Source organism: Methylorubrum aminovorans (assembly GCF_022179725.1).
GTDB lineage: Bacteria > Pseudomonadota > Alphaproteobacteria > Rhizobiales > Beijerinckiaceae > Methylobacterium > Methylobacterium aminovorans.
The window spans coordinates 218,831-236,280 of the sequence record NZ_BPRC01000002.1 but is presented as its reverse complement, the minus strand read 5'-3'; the positions used below and the strand labels follow the sequence as shown (position 1 = coordinate 236,280).

The following is a 17,450-nucleotide window of genomic DNA, read 5'->3' as shown; positions in this document are numbered from 1 at the left end:
AGCGGCGTGGCGAGGGGTCAGGCCGCCTTGGCTTCCGGCTTCGCCACCGGCTTGGCCGGCGCCTGCGAGCGCAGACCGAGCAGGTGGCAGATGGCGTAGACCAGATCCGAGCGGTTCATTGAGTAGAAGTGGAAGTCCTCCACGCCCTCGTCGACGAGGTCGAGCACCTGCTCGGCGGCGACCGCCGCGGCCACGAGACGGCGGGTCTCCACGTCGTTGTCGAGACCTTCGAACCGGGCAGCGAGCCAGTAGGGCACCGAGGCGCCGGTGCGGCGGGCGAAGTTGGCCGCCTGCTTGAAGTTCTGCACGGGCAGGATGCCTGGGATGATCGGGATGTCGATGCCGGCCGCGCGCACCTTGTCGAGGTAGCGCAGATAGATCTCATTATCGAAGAAGAACTGGGTGATCGCCTGATCGGCGCCAGCATCGACCTTCGCCTTCAGCGCGTCGATGTCGGCATCGAGCGAGGCGGCCTCCGGGTGCTTCTCCGGATAGGCCGAGACCGAGACCTTGAAGTCGCCGATCCGCTTGATCCCGGCCACGAGGTCCGAGGTCTGGGCGTAGCCGCCGGGATGCGGCCGGTAGCTGTGGCCGACGCCCTCGGCCGGGTCGCCGCGCAGGGCCACGATGTGGCGCACGCCCGCATCCCAGTAGGACTGCACCACGGCGTCGATCTCTTCCCGCGTGGCGTTCACGCAGGTGAGGTGGGCGGCCGGCTTGAGGTTGGTCTCGCGCACCATCCGCGCCACGGTGTTGTGGGTGCGCTCGCGGGTGGAGCCGCCGGCCCCGTAGGTCACCGAGACGAATTTCGGCTGGAGCGGCGCGAGACGCTCGATCGAGGACCAGAGGATCTTCTCCATCTCCTCGGTCTTGGGCGGGAAGAACTCGATCGAGACGCGGATCGGGCGGAAGCCGTCGCGGCTGGCGCGGTGCCGGGAAGCGCTGGGCATCTGTCGTCCCTTCTGAAGTCTGTTCGTCTTGGGGCCGCGGCTCAGGCCACGGCACGTTCGGGGGCAGCGGTCTCGATTCCGGCGGAGGCGTCGTGCGCCAGCCAGAGCGTGACGGTGAGAGGCAGTTCGGTGCCGTCCTCGGGGGCGAGGTCGCGGCTCTCGACATCGGACAAGCCTGCCTGGACCAGCCAGCCCGCCACCTGATCGGCGCCGAAGCCGAGGCGGCGGTGCGCTTGGCTCTCGCGCAGGTGTTCGAGATTGTGCGGCGCAAAATCGACGACGAGAAGGCGACCGCCCGGCGCCACGAGGCGCGCAGCCTCGCGCAGCGCGCGTGCCGGATCGTCGAGGTAGTGCAGCACCTGATGCAGCACCACGAGATCGAAGCCGCCACGGCCGAAGGGCGGCGCGTGCAGGTCGCCCTGGCGCAGGTCGACCCGCGACAGGCCGAGCCGCTCGAGGTTGGCGCGGGCGACCGAGAGCATGGCGTGGCTCGAATCGAGCCCGGTGGCGCGGCCGGCCAGCGGCGCCAGCAGGCCGAGCATCTTGCCGGTGCCGGTGCCGAGATCGACCACGTGACGGATCGGCCGGTCGCCGAGCGCGTCGAGCACCGCGGCCTCGACGGCGGCCTCGGGCACGTGGAGCGAGCGCAGGCCATCCCATTTCGGTGCGAGCCGGGCGAAGAAGGACTGAGCGGCCTCGGCGCGCTGGGCCCGGACCGATTCGAGCCGGGCACGGTCTTCCGAGAGCGGCGGGGCGGCATGGTCCAAAGCCGCGATCAGCGGCTCGACGAAGCCGATCGCTGCCTCGCGCAGACGGAAGAAGGCCCAGGCGCCCTCGCGGTGGCGCTCGATCAGACCCGATTCCACCAGGAGCTTGAGATGGCGCGAGATGCGCGGCTGCGACTGGCCGAGGATGTCGGTGAGGTCGGAGACCGACAATTCTCCCTCGGCGAGCAGGGCGAGGATGCGCAGCCGCGTCTCCTCCGCCGCTGCCCGCAGCACGGCAAGCGCTTCGGCGAAGGGCACCGGGGCGGGGTCGAGATTTTGCCTGGAACTGCTCTCGCTAGACATAAAGATATCTTTATGTGCGTAGCGGGCTTGGCGCAAGAGGGTTTTGCGACCCCGTGAGACGACGTGCGCGGTTCTTCATCGTCGCTCTCGACGAGGCCCGTCATTCCGGGGCCGCGCACCGGAGCCCGGAAGCCACCCGTGATGCGCGGTGCCCGGTCTCAGTCGAACCGTGGCGGCCCGTCAAAAACTCCGTGTTCGCCGGCGACCCCGGAATGACGACGGAACGGGCGCGTTCAGCCATGACGCGCCTCACAGCGTTCGGAGCGTCGACGGCCGCTACTGATAGGCCTTCTTCAGATCGACGGAGCAGCGCACGCCGACCTCGGCATAGCCCGCATCGAGCCAGGCCTTGGCCGCGCTGCGGCCCCTGTCGCGCAGACGCTCGATGACGTGCCAGCGGGCATCGAGGCGCGTGGAGGCGGCGTAGTCGTCGAGCTCATCCGTGCCGTCGATGCGGTGGAGGAAGACCCGCTCCAGGCCCGGAACCTCCTGTCCGCCCTCCTCGATCAGGCCGTGCACGAAGTCGATGGCGCGCAGTTCCCGCATCAGGTTGGCGTTGAAGGTGATCTCGTTGAGCCGGTTCTGGATGTCGCGGGACGAGCGCGGCGTCTCGCGGCGCTCCACCGGGTTGATCTGCACCAGCAGGATGTCGCGGGTGCTCGCCCCGTGCAGGGGATAGAGGGCCGGATTGCCGAGATAGCCGCCGTCCCAGTAGGGCACGCCCTCGATCTCGACCGCCTGAAACACGGTGGGCAGGCAGGCCGAGGCCATGAGGTGGTCGGCGGTGAGGCGCTCGCGCTCGAACACGGCGAGCTTGCCGGTCCAGACATTGGTGGCGGAGACGAACACGTTGGCGGTTTCGGCCCCGCGCAGGCGGTCGAAATCGACCGTGCGCTCCAGCGCTCCGCGCAGCGGATTGATGTTGAGGGGATTGGCCGTGTAGGGGCCGGGATTGACGGCCTTCAGCCACATCTCGATGAAGGGGTTGCCCTTCCAGACATGGAAGAGGCCGTCGATCCAGCTCTGCTGCGCCGGTTTCAAGTCGGCATCCAGGCTCGCTTCGCGCCAGAATTTCGCGAGCGCCGCCCGCGCCCCATCGGGGCCGCCCGCGAGCCAGCCGTCCACCAGCACGACAGCGTTCATCGCCCCCGCGCTCGCGCCCGTCACCGCCTCGAAGGCGATGCGTCCGTCCTCGATCAACGCATCGAGCACGCCCCAGGTGAAGGCGCCGTGCGAGCCGCCGCCTTGGAGGGCGAGCGAGACCGCCTTCTCGGCCTGCGGTCCGGCCAGCCCCCGGAAGCCGTGTCCGACGCGCGTCGAATCGGCGATCGGAACGGGCACGACGGTCGCCGGATTATGGGCGTTATCGTGCGGCGCGTCCGGCCGATCGGTTTCGGCCGCTTGCTCGGAGAGAGGCGTGTCCATCGTGGCTCGCACGGTTGTTGCAATGCACTCATAGATGGTGCGCTGCGATAGAATGGTTCGTGCGGTCCTTTGCCTCGTGGGCCGTTGATGCCATAGGAGAGAACGAGCATGGCTGCATCGGCATCCTTGCATCGAGACGACGCACGCTCGACATCTGGCTCGGGATGCGACATGGAAGCGGCCTTGTATCGAGGCATGCGGCGCATCCGTTCGCGCGGGCGCGGCGGCAGGTCGCGGATCGCACCGGATTCGGATAAGATCATGCCCGCGCCTGCGGGACGCCGAAAGCCGGCACGCGCGGACGATAATTGACCCGCGAAGGCACGATGGAAGTCATGGAAGCTCCCGACGCCCTGGCAAACCCGCTCGATTCTCAGAGCCCGAACATGAAGGGCCCGGAGATCGCCGGGCCGGCACCGCGCCACCGCACCGTCGGCGTGCAGATCGGACAGGGTGAAGGCGCGGTCACCGTCGGCGGCGGCGCCCCGATCGTCGTGCAGTCGATGACCAACACCGACACGGCCGATATCGACGGCACCGTGGCCCAGGTCGCCCAGCTCGCCCGCGCCGGCTCGGAGCTGGTGCGCATCACGGTCGATCGCGACGAGGCGGCGGCGGCCGTGCCGAAGATCCGCGAGCGGCTCGACCGCATCGGCGTTCACGTGCCGCTGGTGGGCGACTTCCACTATATCGGCCACAAGCTCCTGTCCGACCATCCGGCCTGCGCCGAGGCGCTGGCCAAGTACCGGATCAATCCGGGCAATGTCGGCTTCAAGGAGAAGAAGGACACCCAGTTCTCGACCATCGTCGAGCAGGCGATCAAGTACGGCAAGACCGTGCGCATCGGTGCGAACTGGGGCTCGCTCGACGGCGAGCTCCTGACCCACCTGATGGATGAGAACGCCAAGTCGCCGACGCCGATCGACGCTCGCGCGGTGATGCGTGAGGCGATGGTGCAGTCGGCTCTGACCTCGGCCGACCGTGCGGTGTCGCTCGGCCTGCCGAAGGACCGCATCATCCTCTCGGCCAAAGTCTCGGCGGTGCAGGACCTCATCGCCGTCTACCGCGAGGTGGCGCGCCGCTCCGACTACGCGATCCATCTCGGCCTGACCGAGGCCGGCATGGGCTCGAAGGGCATCGTCGCCGCCTCCGCCGCCATCGGCGTGCTCCTGCAGGAGGGCATCGGCGACACGATCCGCTACTCGCTGACGCCGGAGCCCGGCGGCGACCGGACGGTCGAGGTGAAGGCGGCGCAGGAACTGCTGCAGACCATGGGCTTCCGCACCTTCGTGCCGCTGGTCGCCGCCTGCCCCGGCTGCGGCCGCACCACCTCGACGACGTTCCAGGAACTGGCCCGCGACATCCAGAACTGGATCTCGACCTCCATGCCGGAGTGGAAGAAGTCCTATCCGGGTGTCGAGGGGCTCAACGTCGCGGTGATGGGCTGCATCGTCAACGGACCGGGCGAGTCGAAGCACGCCGATATCGGCATCTCACTGCCCGGCACCGGTGAGAGCCCGAGCGCCCCGGTCTTCATCGACGGCAAGAAGGCGATGACCCTGCGGGGCGCGACGCTCGCCAAGGATTTCGAGGCGATCGTGATCGACTACATCGAGCGCCGCTTCGGCCAGGGCAAGCGCGACGCCGCCGAGTGAGTTCTCTCGGTGAGACGGCCGCCTTCATCGCCCGCGCGGGTGGATGGGGCGGCCGTCTTTCCGTTCCGGGACGGGTCGCCCGCTCCGACCTGCCTTCCTCCTTTCCGACCGCCGTGATGTCCGGTCCGCGTTTCGCGATCCGAACACGCGCCACCCCGCCTCCGGCGAGCCGCTCCGTCGCGACCGGGTGCCCGCTCCGGCACGACCGATCCGCACGACTGACGCATTCCCTTCATGCGACTCCGGCACACCCGGCCGGACGACGCGCGAGCCCAGGCAAGCCTGCCCGATGACCCAGCCTGCCAGCCCAAATGGCGCGAGTCCAAGTTCGGCCGGCGCGAGTCCGGCCGGCACAAGTCCGGCGAGCCCGATTCCGTCAGGCGCTCCCGCCGCGGGCGGTCCGGCGCCCGGCGAAGGAGGCCCGGTCGCGGCGTCCGCCGGCGCGCACGATCCGTCCGACGCGGCGGCCGAGGGCCACGCCAAGGCGGGCTTTTGGGCGCTCACGGTCGGCTCCGTCGGCGTGGTTTACGGCGATATCGGCACGAGCCCGCTCTACGCCTTCCGCGAGGCGCTCGCGCCCTCGCGCAGCGACGGCATCCTGCTCGCCGAGGAGGTGATCGGCACCGCCTCGCTCATCATCTGGGCGCTGCTGCTGATCGTCACGATCAAGTACGTCGCGATCCTGCTGCGGATGGACAACAACGGCGAGGGCGGCATCCTCTCGCTGATGGCCCAGGCGCGTCACGCGCTCGGCGGCTCCAAGATCGTGTTCATGCTGGGCCTGCTCGGCGCCTCGCTGTTCTACGGTGATTCCGTCATCACCCCGGCGATCTCGGTGCTCTCGGCAGTGGAAGGGCTCAAACTCGTCACGCCGGCCTTCAACGACTACGTCCTGCCGATCACGGTGGCGATCATCCTCGGCCTGTTCGCGGTCCAGAGTCACGGCACGGCCCGCGTCGCGACCTTCTTCGGGCCGGCCATGGTGGTGTGGTTCCTGGCCATGGCCGCCGCCGCCCTGCCCCACATCGCCGGTAATCCCGGCGTGCTCGCCGCCTTCAATCCCTGGTACGCGGTGCATTACCTGCTCGGCCACGGCACCGGTGCGCTGGTGGCGCTCGGCGCGGTGTTCCTGGCAGTGACCGGAGCCGAGGCCCTGTTCGCCGATCTCGGCCATTTCGGGCGCCGCCCGATCCAGGTGGCGTGGCTCGGCCTCGTCGCGCCCTGCCTCGTCCTGAACTATCTCGGCCAGACCGCTCTGGTGCTGGCCAAGCCCGAGACGACCGATCCGTTCTACCAGCTCGTGCCGGAATGGGGCCTGATCCCGATGGTGCTGCTGGCCACACTCGCCACGGTGACGGCGAGCCAGGCGGTCATCACCGGCGCCTTCTCCCTGTCGCGGCAGGCGATCCAGCTCGGCATGCTGCCGCGCATGGAGATCCGCCACACCTCCGAGGCGCATTCGGGCCAGATCTACCTGCCGCAGATCAACACCCTGCTCGCCCTCGGCGTGGTGGTCCTGGCAGTGACCTTCCGCTCCTCCTCCGCGCTCGCCTCGGCCTACGGCATCGCCGTGACCGGTACGATGCTGCTCACCGCCTCCATGGCCTACGTGGTGCTGTGGAAGGTGGTGCGCCTCTCGCCGCTCGTGTCGGCGGCGATCATCATGCCCTTCATCGTGCTGGAAACCCTGTTCCTGCTCTCGAACCTGCTGAAGCTGCACGAGGGTGGCTACGTGCCCCTGATGCTGGCCGGCGGCCTGATGCTGATGATGTGGACCTGGGTGCGGGGCGTCACGATCCTGTTCAACAAGACCCGCAAGACCGACGTGCCGCTGATCGAGCTCGTCGGCATGCTGGAGAAGAGCACCTCCTATCAGCGGGTGAAGGGCACGGCGGTCTTCCTGACGAGCGACCCCGAGATCGCGCCCGCCGCGCTGCTGCACAACATGAAGCACAACAAGGTGATCCACGAGAAGAACGTGGTGCTCACCGTCGAGACCATGGACCGGCCCCGCGCGAGCCAGGCCGAGCGGGTGCGGATCGAGCCCGTGGGCTTCGGCTTCTACCGGGTGGTGATGCGCTTCGGCTTCATGGAGACGCCCAACATCCCGCGCACCCTGACCCTGCTCAAGCGCGAGGGCTTCAAGTTCGACATCATGTCGACCTCGTTCTTCCTGTCGCGCCGCTCGATCCGCCCGGCCGCCCATTCCGGCATGCCGCTGTGGCAGGATCGGATCTTCATCACGCTCGCCAAGAACGCCAACGACGCCACGGACTTCTTCCAGATCCCGACCGGTCGCGTCGTTGAGGTGGGCACTCAGGTCACCGTCTAGAGCATCGTCCCGGATATCGGATCCGGGACGATGCTCTCTCTCGGTGTTTGTGCATCGTCTTTTCCTGAAAGCCGGCAACCACCTGTCGGGGCGATGCTCTGGACGTAACGGGCCGGCACCAACTGCCCGACCCCAACTGCCCGGCCTCATGGGCGGCAGCGTCGAGCGGGTATTCGTTTCGGGCGGACAGCGTAAAGTTGCGAAAAGTTCTGTGGCCGACCCGCTACAGGACGATGATTTGCGCGCGATGATCTTGTGTCCCCGCACATCGTGCCGTACGGCTGAGCTTACGAAAAGCAAGCAACAACAACAGTTTAGCATAATTCCAAACAACCGACCGGTCTCGTTCCGCGCATTGCAGCGGAGGCCGTCGGCTGTGCCGGACAAATGGAGTCAGGCGTATGGGCTCGGTTCGCACTCTCGTCGGCGTCCGCGCCCTGCGGACGATGGCGCTGGCAGGCGCCTCACTCTTCGCACTCACCGCAGGCGCCACAGCGCAGCAGGCGACCGCGCGCCTGGAAGAGCTGTCGGTCGAAGGCACCGGCCGGGGGGCGGGCGCCACCGGTGGCGGGCAATCCGCCCAGCGCGGCGCCGATGGACGTGCGGCCCCCGAGGATCCGCGCGGCCCGGTCACGGGCTACGTCGCCACCCGCTCCGCCACCGCGACCAAGACCAACACCCCGCTGATCGAGACCCCGCAATCGATCACCGTGGTCGGCCGCGAGCAGATCGACGCGCAGAAGGCGCAGACGCTCACCCAGGCGACGCAGTACACGGCCGGCGTCTATTCCGGCACCTTCGGTGCCGACACCCGAGTCGATTATTTCAGCCTGCGCGGCTTCATCGCGAGCGATTACGGCATCTACCGCGACGGCCTGCAGGTGCTGAACTACGGCTTCGGCACCTTCAAGGTCGAGACCTTCGGCCTTGAACGGATCGAGGTGCTGCGCGGCCCCGCGGCCGTGCTGTTCGGCGCGGGCAATCCGGGCGGCATCATCAACCAGATCACCAAGCGCCCCACGACCCAGCCCTTCGGCTATGTCGAGGTCGGCGGCGGCTCGTTCGGACAGGTCTACGGCGCCTTCGACATCGGCGGCCCGGTCGACGATTCCGGCCACTGGTTCTACCGCCTGACGGGCTTCGGGCGGCAGGGCGGGACCCAGGTCGAGGGCGCGCCCGACGACCGGGCCTACATCGCGCCGGCCCTGACCTACCGCCCGGATGCCGGCACCTCGCTCACCCTGCTGACGAGCTACCAGCGCGACTCGACCGCGGTCACGGCGAACTTCCTGCCCTATCTGGGCACCGCTCGGCCGAACCTGAGCGGGCTGCGCATCCCGCGCTCGCTCAATGTCGGCGACCCGACCATCAACACCTTCCAGCGCGAGCAGGCCTTCGCGGGCTACGAGTTCGAGCACGCCTTCAACGAGACTTGGACCTTCCGCCAGAACCTCCGCTACTCGTTCAGCGACGCCTTCCAGAATTCCTACCTCAACCAGACCGGCTACGCCGACGCGGCGCAGACCCAACTGGCGCGCTACCAGTTCCTGACGAGTTCGAAGGTCGGGATCTTCCAGGTCGACAACCAGGCCGAGGCACGCTTCTTCGACGGCTACTTCGCCCACGACCTCCTGATCGGCCTCGACTACAAGCGCTACGACCTGCACGACAACCAGGGCACCAACTTCGCGGCGGGCTACAGCGTCACCCCGCTGAGCATCATCAACCCGATTTACGGCCAGATCCTGGGCCGTCCGGCGCCCTACCTCGTCAATTCGGACACCTTCCAGCAACTCGGCATTTACATTCAGGATCAGATCAAGCTCACCGACCGCCTGACCTTGGTGCTCGGCGGCCGCCAGGACTTCGCCGACAACGTGGTGCGTGACCGGCTCAGCCCGACCAACAGCAGCCGCCGCAGCGACGAGGCCTTCAGCGGCCGCGCCGCCCTGATCTACAACTTCCCCGAGGGGCTCGCGCCCTATGTCAGCTACTCGACCTCGTTCCAGCCGCAGATCGGCTCGGACGCCAATGGTCGGAGCTACGCGCCGGAATACGGCGAGCAGGTCGAGGTGGGCGTCAAGTTCGAGCCCGTCGGCTACGGCTTCTTCCTGACGGCGGCTGCCTTCGACCTCGTGCGCCAGAACGTGCTGCAGCCGGTGCCCGGTACGTTCTTCAGTTCGCCGCTCGGCGAGGTGCGATCGCGCGGCGTCGAGGTCCAGGCGGTCGCCAACCTCGCGCAGGGGCTGAACCTCGTCGGCGCCTTCACCGCCTACGACCTCCAGACCATCAAGGGCAACGCCGATCAGGTCGGCCGCACCCCGACCCGTATTCCGGAGGTGCTGGCCTCGGTCTTCGCCGACTACACCATCCCCACCGGCGATTGGCGCGGCTTCGGCTTCGGCGGCGGCGTCCGCTATGTCGGGCGCTCCTTCGCCGATGTCGCCAACACCCTGACGGTGCCGGACTACGTGCTGTTCGACGCGCAGATCCATTACACCTGGGACAACTGGCGCGCGGCGATCAACGCCACCAACCTCGGTGACCGCCGCTTCGTCTCCTCCTGCATCTCGGCCAACGAGTGCTTCTACGGCGAGGCTCGCCGCGTGCTGGCGAGCGTGAGCTACAAGTGGTGAGTCGCCGCAGGGCCCGTCCGCGGGCCCTGCACATGCTTGGAGGCGGCCGGCAGCCGGGCTATCTCGGGTTCGCTTAAGCGGATCGTGAGAATCCGCTCGCTCGAGGAACGCCTGCCGTCATGATCGTCCGTCCCCTTCTCGCCGCCGTCGCGGCCGCCGGCCTCGTCTGTCCCGCCGCCGCGCAGGAGCCGGCCGCCCCGCCGCCCGCTTCGCAGGAGCCCTCGAAGGAGGCCGCGCCGCCGCGGCCGATCCGCAACGCGCCGAGCCCACGGGCGCTTGAATTTGCCGCCTATATCTTCTCGGCGGTCAATGTCTGCGGCTACCGGCTCAACACGTCGGAATTCGAGGCGCTGCTCGCCAAGCAGAACACGCGGCCCGAGGATGTCAGCCCCCGCGGGCCCTTCGGCAACCGGGTGATCGGCATCTTCACGCTGATGTCCAACCAGATGAACCTCAACCGCGAGCAGTCCTGCCTCGCGGTGGCCGGCGAGTATGGGCCCGAGGGGAGTGTGGTGAAGAACGTCCTGCTGCCGCCGGGCTCCGACGCACCGCCCGCCGCGCCCGCAGGCAAGCCGGCACAGCCTTAGCCGTCCCCATTCGAGCGTCGGGCCCGCCCCATCGTGGACCCGACGGCCGATCGGCACCCCGCGATGTCGGCGGCTCCCCGTTCCCGCGAAATGCTGTAGAGGGACGGGGCAGACCTCCGTCCGACTCTTCCGCTGGCCCTGGCCCCATGTCCGTGATCGACCCCGTGCTTCGCCCTCAGCCGCGCCCCGGCGTGCTCGCCATCGAGGCCTACGTGCCCGGCAAGAGTGCCGCGCCGGGTGTGGCGAAGATCCACAAGCTCTCCTCCAACGAGACGCCGCTGGGCCCGAGCCCGCGGGCGATCGAGGCGGTGCGGGCCGAGGCCGCGACGCTCGCCCTCTATCCCGACGGCAGCGCCACCCGCCTGCGCGCGGCGATCGGCGCCCGCTACGGGCTCGACCCCGCCCGCATCGTCTGCGGCGCGGGCTCGGACGAGTTGCTGACCCTGCTGGCGCTCGCCTTCGTCGGGCCGGGCGACGAGGGCATCTTCTGCGAACACGGTTTCCTCGTGTACCGCATCGCGATCCTGACGGCCGGCGGCACGCCGGTGGTGGCGCCGGAGACGAACCTCACGGCGAATGTCGACGCGATCCTCGCCGCGGTGACGCTGCGCACCCGGATCGTCTATCTCGCCAACCCGAACAACCCGACCGGCACCTACCTGCCGTTCGAGGAGGTCCGCCGCCTGCAGGCCGGCCTGCCCGGCAACGTGGTGCTGGTGCTCGACGGGGCCTATGCCGAGTACGTGCGGGCCAACGACTACACCGCCGGCCTCGAACTCGCCCTCGACGCGCCCAACGTCGTGATGACGCGCACGTTCTCGAAGATCCACGGGCTGGCGGCGCAGCGGATCGGCTGGATGGTCGGGTCCGAAGTCGTGGTCGATGCGGTCAACCGCATCCGCGGACCGTTCAACCTGTCCGCGGGCGGTATCGCGGCCGGCGCGGCGGCGATCGCCGACGAGGCCCATGTCGCGGCGGCGATCGCCCACAACGACGAGTGGCTCGCTTGGCTCACCCGCGCGGTCGAGGCGCTGGGGCTCACCGTGACGCCGAGCGTCGGCAACTTCCTGCTCGTCCACTTCTCCGACGCGCCCGGCCGCACGGCGGCGGAAGCGGATGCGCACCTGACGCGCGCCGGCGTGATCGTTCGGCGGGTCTCCTCCTATGGCCTGCCCAACGCCCTGCGGGTGAGCGTCGGCAGCGCGGAGGCCAACCGCGCCTTCGTCGATGCGCTCGCCGACTTCCTGGGACCGCAGCGCTCGTGACCGCGGTCGTGGAGCGCCTCGCCATCGTCGGGCTTGGTCTGATCGGTTCCTCGATCGCCCGCGGCGCCCGGACCTACGGACTCGCCCGCGAGATCGTGGCGATCGACCGCGATGCCGGCGTGATCGAGCGGGTGAAGGCGCTGGGACTGGCGGACGTCGCGAGCACCGAGGCGTCGGCGGTCGCAGGGGCCGACCTCGTCATCCTCTGTGTGCCGGTGGGCGCCATCGGCGACGTAGCGGCGCAGATCGCCCCGCACCTGAAGCCGGGCGCCGTCGTCTCAGACGTCGGCTCGGTCAAGGCTGCCGTCGTCGCGGCCGTGACCCCGCATCTCTCTGAAAAGAATCCGTTCGTGCCGGCGCATCCGGTGGCGGGCACCGAGTATTCGGGGCCGGATTCGGGTTTCGCCACCCTGTTCTCGAATCGCTGGTGCATCCTCACCCCGCCGGAGGGGGCCGACCCGGCGGCGGTCGAGCGGGTGCAGGGCCTGTGGCAGGGGTTGGGCGCCATCGTCGAGACCATGACGCCCGAGCACCACGACCTCGTGCTCGCCATCACCAGCCACGTGCCGCACCTGATCGCCTACAACATCGTCGGCACGGCGGCCGATCTCGAAGCCGTCACGCAGTCCGAGGTCATCAAGTTCTCCGCCGGCGGTTTTCGCGATTTCACCCGCATCGCCGCCTCCGATCCGACCATGTGGCGCGACATCTTCCTGACCAACCGCGACGCGGTGCTGGAGATGCTCGGGCGCTTCAACGAGGATCTGTCCGCCCTTTCGCGGGCGATCCGCTGGGGCGACGGCGAAGCCCTGCACGACCTGTTCACCCGCACCCGCGCGATCCGCCGCGGCATCGTCGCCATGGGTCAGGAGACGGCCGAGCCGGATTTCGGGCGCGCCCGCAACGCGGCGGCGCCCGAGGCACGGCAGAGCTGAAGGAGAGGCGCGGAAGATGCGGACATTCGCCATCGTCGCCGTGGTCGAGGGCGCGGCACCCGACCTGTTCGAGTGGGTCTCCTTCCACCGCGCCGTCGGCGTGCGCCATTTCGTGATCTACGACAACGGCCTCGACGTCGAAGCGGCGGCCCTCCTGAAGGCGCACGAGGGCATCGGCGTCACCGCCCTGCCCTGCCCGACGCGCATCGACATGACGCCGCGGTTTGCCGCCTACAATCACTTCCTCGCCTCGAGGGCGCGGCTGTTCCGCTTCGCCGCCTTCCTCTCGCTCGACGAGTTCCTCGTGCCGGCGCCCGGCCGCTCGATCCAGGACTGGATCGCCCGCATCCCGCCCCATGCCGGCGCGGTGGTGGTCAACCGGCGCGTCTTCGACACCGCAGGACTGGATGAAAACCCCTCCGGGCTGGTGCTGCGCCGCTTCCCCCGCGCCCTCGCGAACTCGGAGGACGAGGCGAACCGCCCCGTCACGGAGATCTATCGGCAGGGCGCTGTCGCCGCGATCATCGACACGGGACTGGCGACGCTGGTCCAGGGCGAGCGGCTGATGAGCGATTTCAGCCCCGCCGAGCCGGATCCGGTGCGGCCCGGTACCGTGCTCGGCGTGCGCCAGGGCGAGATCCGGCTCAATCACTATCCCCGCCCCGCCCCGGCTGCCTCCGCGACGGGGCCGCACGCGGAAGCCGAGCCGTGCTTCCGGACGCAGAACTGGGTTGGGCCGACCCTCGACGAGATGCGCCACGCCCTCGCCTATCTGGAGGGCGTCGCGCCGGCCGAGGCCTTGCGGCTGCGGGCGCGGTCCGGGGCCGTGCCGGAACTGGCGCGGCCGGTCTCGCCACGGGAGCACCGTCTCTGGCGGCTGCGCCACCTGCATCAGCCGCGCGTCGAGGCCGCCGGTCGGTTCCTCCAGCGCAAGCTCTTCGGGGCGCCGCGTCCCTGGTAGGAGACGGCGGCAACAACCGTTCGGGACGATGCCTTAACGCTGCGCCCTTCGCGCAGCGGGCGCCTTCTTGCCTTTGGCCGCCCCGGCCTTCCGCACGGACGCACTGCCTCCGCCCTTGGATTTCGCCGCCCGCGCCTGTCCGGCGGTCCTGAGGAAGCTCATCGCCCGAGGATTGCGCGCTGCGGCCGAAGCCCGGATCAGCGCCAGGCCGCCCTCGACGTCGCGGTCGATGCCGCGGCCGGCCACAAGGTTTCGGCCGAGCTGGAACTGCGATTCCGAATAGGCCGCGGCGTCGATGTCCGAGCGGTTGTCGATCGACTGCCGGAACCAGTAATTCGCCTCCGCGTCGTCGGGGACACCGTCCCAACCCTGGATCAGGGCCATGCCGAGATTGTGGTAGGCGACGGCCGCCCCGTCCACGGCGGCCTGCCGCAGCATCCGCACCGCCCGCGCCCCTTTGGGCTGCGGCCGCTCCATCTCCATCAACGCGAGGTCGTTGAGTGCCTGGGGCAGCCCCTGCTCGGCCGCCTCCTGCAGCAGGGTGAGGCCGCGGATCGGATCCTTCTTCACGCCGCGGCCCTTGAAATGGAGGTTGGCGAGGTTGAGCTTGGCGGTCCGGTCGTTCTTCGCGACGGCCTGTTCGAGCCAGCGGACGGCCTGCCCGTCGTCTCGCGTCACCCCCCGGCCCGCCATGTAGGCGTAGCCGATGTTGTTCATGGAGGCGGCCGAGCCGCGCTCGGCGCCCTTGCGGTACCAGGCCAGGGCCTCGGCGAGGTCGCGCGGCACGCCGCGAGCGTGGTCGTACTGCATCCCGATGGCGGTATAGGCCGCCGCTACTCCCTTCGCCGCCGCCCGGTCGTACCAGCGCCGCGCCTCCGCGTGATCGACTGGCACGCCCTGGCCGTAATCGTAGATCGTGCCGATCTGGTTCATCGCCCGGCCGTCGCCGGCCTCCGCCGCCCGGCGGAACCACTTCATCGCCAGGGCGTAGTCGCGCACCACGCCCCCCGCATCCTGATAGCGGACCCCGAGCCCGTGCGCGGCCTCGATCGAGCCGCCCTCGGCCAACCGTTCGAGGAGCACGAGACCGAGCATCACGTTGGTCGGCGCGTTGTCGATGTGGGAATTGGCCAGGGCGAACGTCGCCGTGGCGTTGCCGAGGCCGCTCGCCCGCAGGAGCCAGCGCCGCTGGCCAGCGATGTCCACGGGGCCGCCCTCGCCGTCCCGCATCATTCCGGCAAGTTCCAGCATGGCCGCGATCGAGTCCCGCTCCGCGGCCAGGAGGTAGAAGCGCCGGGCCGCCGCGAGGTCCCGCTTCAGCCCGATCCCCCTGTCGTGCAATTGCCCGTAGACGAAGGCGGCGTACCGGCTTCCGCTCGCCACGGCCTCCTCCAGGAGGGCGCGGATGCGTGCCTCGTCCGGGGCGGGCTGCCCGTCCGCTTCCTCCGCGATCCGCCGCGCCCAATCCGCCTTGGCGGGGGCGTGCCCCGCGCGGGCGGCTTCCTCCAAGAGGGTGAGCGCCCTGGCGCTGTCGCGCAGTGGCGGCTCGGCGCTCGCGAGGTTCCGGGCCAGATAGCGCTTGAGCTCGGGATGACCGGTCCGCGCGACGCCCTCGCTCAGCACGGCGAGACCGGCGGAAGGATCTTTCGGCAGGGCGGGCCCGTAGAGCCCGTCGAAGCGCCCTTCCGCGATCGCGTCGTAGCCGCCGGGATAGTTGCGTTCCTTCGCCCGCGTGAAGGCGGCGAGCGCCGCGTCCTTGCGTTTCAGCGCCTTGAGGGCGAGGCCGAGCCGGTAGGAGGCGCCCGCCTCCGCCGGCTCCGCGGCGGCGCAGACGGTCGCGGCGGCCTCCAGGGCGGCATTCCGTCCCTCGGCCACGCCGTCGAGGATTGATCGGTCAGGGGTTACGGCCTCGATCTCCTTCGGGAGAGCGATGGCGCGGTCGCAGGCCTCGCCCGGCCCGACGGGATCGCCCGAAGCCTTCTCGGATGAGGGTGTGGATGAGGAAGCCGACGAGGCGGGCGCCGGACTCGGCGCTTGCTCGGCCCGAACGGCGTCCGACGCCGCGAACGCGCTTCCGATGAGGAAAGCGGCGAAGAAGTGGCGTGCCGGCCTTTGCCGGCGCGGTTCGGAGCGATCGCCCTCGGACGGATCGGCGGGAGCCGGCAGCGGCCACGGCGAAGTGCCGGCGCGCTCGCATCGCGCCCTGCATGCCCTGCGAGGGTCCGGCTTGGCGGCCGAGGGCGCTGCGGTCTTCGACGACATGGCTCGCTCTTGCGACGGCACCGTTCGCGGACGCGTCCTCCTGGCGGTGCCTTAGGGGGCCGGGAGGGCCGCTTTTCGCGCGCTGAGATGGTGCACACGCCGGCGTTGTCAGCGACGGGATATTGAGGGCGCCGCCGAAGCGTCAACGGTTCCGGTTTGGTCCCTCGCCGCGAGAGCAACCTCAGTACAAGGCCGGCAGCGCCACGTTCGGCACGGCGAGCGGGCCGAGCATCAGGCGCCCGTCACCCAACCGCAGGGTCGGCAGGGGCTTGAGGCCGTTGGGGTTGTCTGCCTGCGCCTCTCCGGAGGCGTCCTCGCGCTTGCGCAGGCCGCCGAGGAACTGGCCGACGAGGTTGCCGATCAGCGCGCCCTTGTCCGAGCCGAAGCGCTGGCCCATCACCTGCCCGACCAGAGCTTCGAGCCCCACGGCGCGCAACTCGAAGCGGCCTTCAGGGCGATGCGCCTCGTCGAGGCCGACTTCGCCCTTGGCCTGGAGCCGGCGCTCGCCCTTGGCGATCGACAGCCGGGTCACGTCGAGGCGGCCATCGGCCCGTCGCCACTTCTCCAGTTCCCGCGCCACCGTGCCGGTGCGCAGCACCGCGGCCTGCTCGATCGTCGTGTCGAGGTCGATATCGGCGGGGTCGCTGCTGCCGGCCAGCGCGTCGAGCCGCGGAACGGAGGCCTTGGCGAGGCGCAGGCTGACATCGACGGCGCCGTCGCTCTCGAAGCGGCCGGGCGTGGGGCGGGCGTGGAGTTCGAGGTGCCCGGCGGCGAAGTCCACGGGGCCCGGATCGGGGGATTGAATCGTGCCCTTGGGTGCATCGACGACGAGGGAGGCGCGGCTGAACCCGTTCGAGGCGGCGTGGAAGCTCGCTTCGAGAGAGGACCAAGTGACGTCGCCGGTCAGGTCACCCTGCTCGACATGGAACGGGCCGGCGACCTCGAGAACGACGTGGCGCGGATCGTAGACCTGCACCACGGCGGTGGTCGGCCCGAGGGTGAAGCGGCCATCGGAACGGGCGAAGCGCACGGAGGCGCAGCGCAGTTCGAGGCGGAAGGGGAAGCCTGTGATCGAGCGGTCGGCGCAGGTCCACTGGCGCCCGGCCTGGGCCTCGCGGGCGAGCCAAGCGTCCATCTCGCTCTCGGCCTTGCCGCGGATGAAGAACCACGCGGTGGTCCAGGCGAGGGCAAGGGTGGCGAGCAGGATGTAGGGAAGGAACAGGCCGATCCGCCTGCGCCGCCGCGGGAGCGGTCCGCCGGGAATCGGTTCGGGTGTCTGCGCCATCGGCCTCGTTCCTGCGCGGTCCGGCAGGACCGGCCGGACGCCCCGTGTTTGGAGAGAGGGGCGGCGCAAGGCAAGGGGCAGCCCTGT

The 17,450-nt window shown here is 69.7% G+C and carries 12 protein-coding genes; 7 read left to right on the top strand and 5 right to left on the bottom strand.

The genetic code is table 11. The annotated features are described in order from the left end of the window. Nucleotides 1-17: 17 nt before the first annotated feature. The 3 genes from metF to MFF24_RS06095 form a co-directional block, all read right to left on the bottom strand. On the bottom strand, nucleotides 18-950 hold the full coding sequence (gene metF / locus MFF24_RS06105; RefSeq protein ID WP_108939708.1) for a methylenetetrahydrofolate reductase [NAD(P)H]: 933 nt from the start codon (nucleotides 948-950) through the stop codon (nucleotides 18-20). A 41-nt stretch (nucleotides 951-991) separates the two neighbouring features. Then, nucleotides 992-2,020, bottom strand: a complete 1,029-nt coding sequence (locus MFF24_RS06100; RefSeq protein WP_238223226.1) for an ArsR/SmtB family transcription factor — start codon at nucleotides 2,018-2,020, stop codon at nucleotides 992-994. A 276-nt stretch (nucleotides 2,021-2,296) separates the two neighbouring features. Beyond that, on the bottom strand, nucleotides 2,297-3,445 hold the full coding sequence (locus MFF24_RS06095; protein WP_238223224.1) for a patatin-like phospholipase family protein: 1,149 nt from the start codon (nucleotides 3,443-3,445) through the stop codon (nucleotides 2,297-2,299). Between the two features lie 326 nt (nucleotides 3,446-3,771). Here MFF24_RS06095 and ispG point away from each other — a divergent pair, with 326 nt between their 5' ends. From ispG to MFF24_RS06060, 7 genes are all read left to right on the top strand, one after another. Continuing rightward, nucleotides 3,772-5,100: a flavodoxin-dependent (E)-4-hydroxy-3-methylbut-2-enyl-diphosphate synthase gene (gene ispG, locus MFF24_RS06090; RefSeq protein WP_108939711.1), complete on the top strand. Its 1,329-nt coding sequence runs from the start codon at nucleotides 3,772-3,774 to the stop codon at nucleotides 5,098-5,100. Nucleotides 5,101-5,389: 289 nt separating this feature from the next. Beyond that, complete coding sequence (locus MFF24_RS06085; RefSeq protein WP_108939712.1) at nucleotides 5,390-7,432, top strand: potassium transporter Kup; 2,043 nt, start codon at nucleotides 5,390-5,392, stop codon at nucleotides 7,430-7,432. Nucleotides 7,433-7,833: 401 nt separating this feature from the next. Beyond that, nucleotides 7,834-10,068 (top strand): TonB-dependent siderophore receptor, encoded by a 2,235-nt coding sequence (locus MFF24_RS06080; RefSeq protein ID WP_238223221.1) that lies wholly within the window; start codon nucleotides 7,834-7,836, stop codon nucleotides 10,066-10,068. A 119-nt stretch (nucleotides 10,069-10,187) separates the two neighbouring features. Then, the gene (locus MFF24_RS06075) at nucleotides 10,188-10,655 is read left to right on the top strand and encodes a hypothetical protein (RefSeq protein WP_238223219.1); all 468 of its coding nucleotides are present in this window, start codon (nucleotides 10,188-10,190) and stop codon (nucleotides 10,653-10,655) included. A 155-nt stretch (nucleotides 10,656-10,810) separates the two neighbouring features. Then, nucleotides 10,811-11,920, top strand: coding sequence for a pyridoxal phosphate-dependent aminotransferase (locus MFF24_RS06070; RefSeq protein ID WP_238223324.1), 1,110 nt, complete (start codon nucleotides 10,811-10,813; stop codon nucleotides 11,918-11,920). After that, on the top strand, nucleotides 11,917-12,855 hold the full coding sequence (locus tag MFF24_RS06065) for a prephenate/arogenate dehydrogenase family protein (protein ID WP_238223217.1): 939 nt from the start codon (nucleotides 11,917-11,919) through the stop codon (nucleotides 12,853-12,855). The genes MFF24_RS06070 and MFF24_RS06065 overlap by 4 nt, the downstream gene beginning before the upstream one ends. A 16-nt stretch (nucleotides 12,856-12,871) precedes the next feature. After that, complete coding sequence (locus tag MFF24_RS06060; RefSeq protein WP_238223215.1) at nucleotides 12,872-13,816, top strand: glycosyltransferase family 2 protein; 945 nt, start codon at nucleotides 12,872-12,874, stop codon at nucleotides 13,814-13,816. Nucleotides 13,817-13,849: 33 nt separating this feature from the next. Here the strand turns inward: MFF24_RS06060 and MFF24_RS06055 are convergent, their stop codons facing one another. Further along, entirely contained in the window at nucleotides 13,850-15,691 is a 1,842-nt protein-coding gene (locus MFF24_RS06055) for a tetratricopeptide repeat protein (protein ID WP_238223213.1), read from the bottom strand. A 568-nt stretch (nucleotides 15,692-16,259) separates the two neighbouring features. Beyond that, on the bottom strand, nucleotides 16,260-17,363 hold the full coding sequence (locus MFF24_RS06050; RefSeq protein ID WP_238223211.1) for a DUF2125 domain-containing protein: 1,104 nt from the start codon (nucleotides 17,361-17,363) through the stop codon (nucleotides 16,260-16,262). Nucleotides 17,364-17,450: the final 87 nt, after the last annotated feature.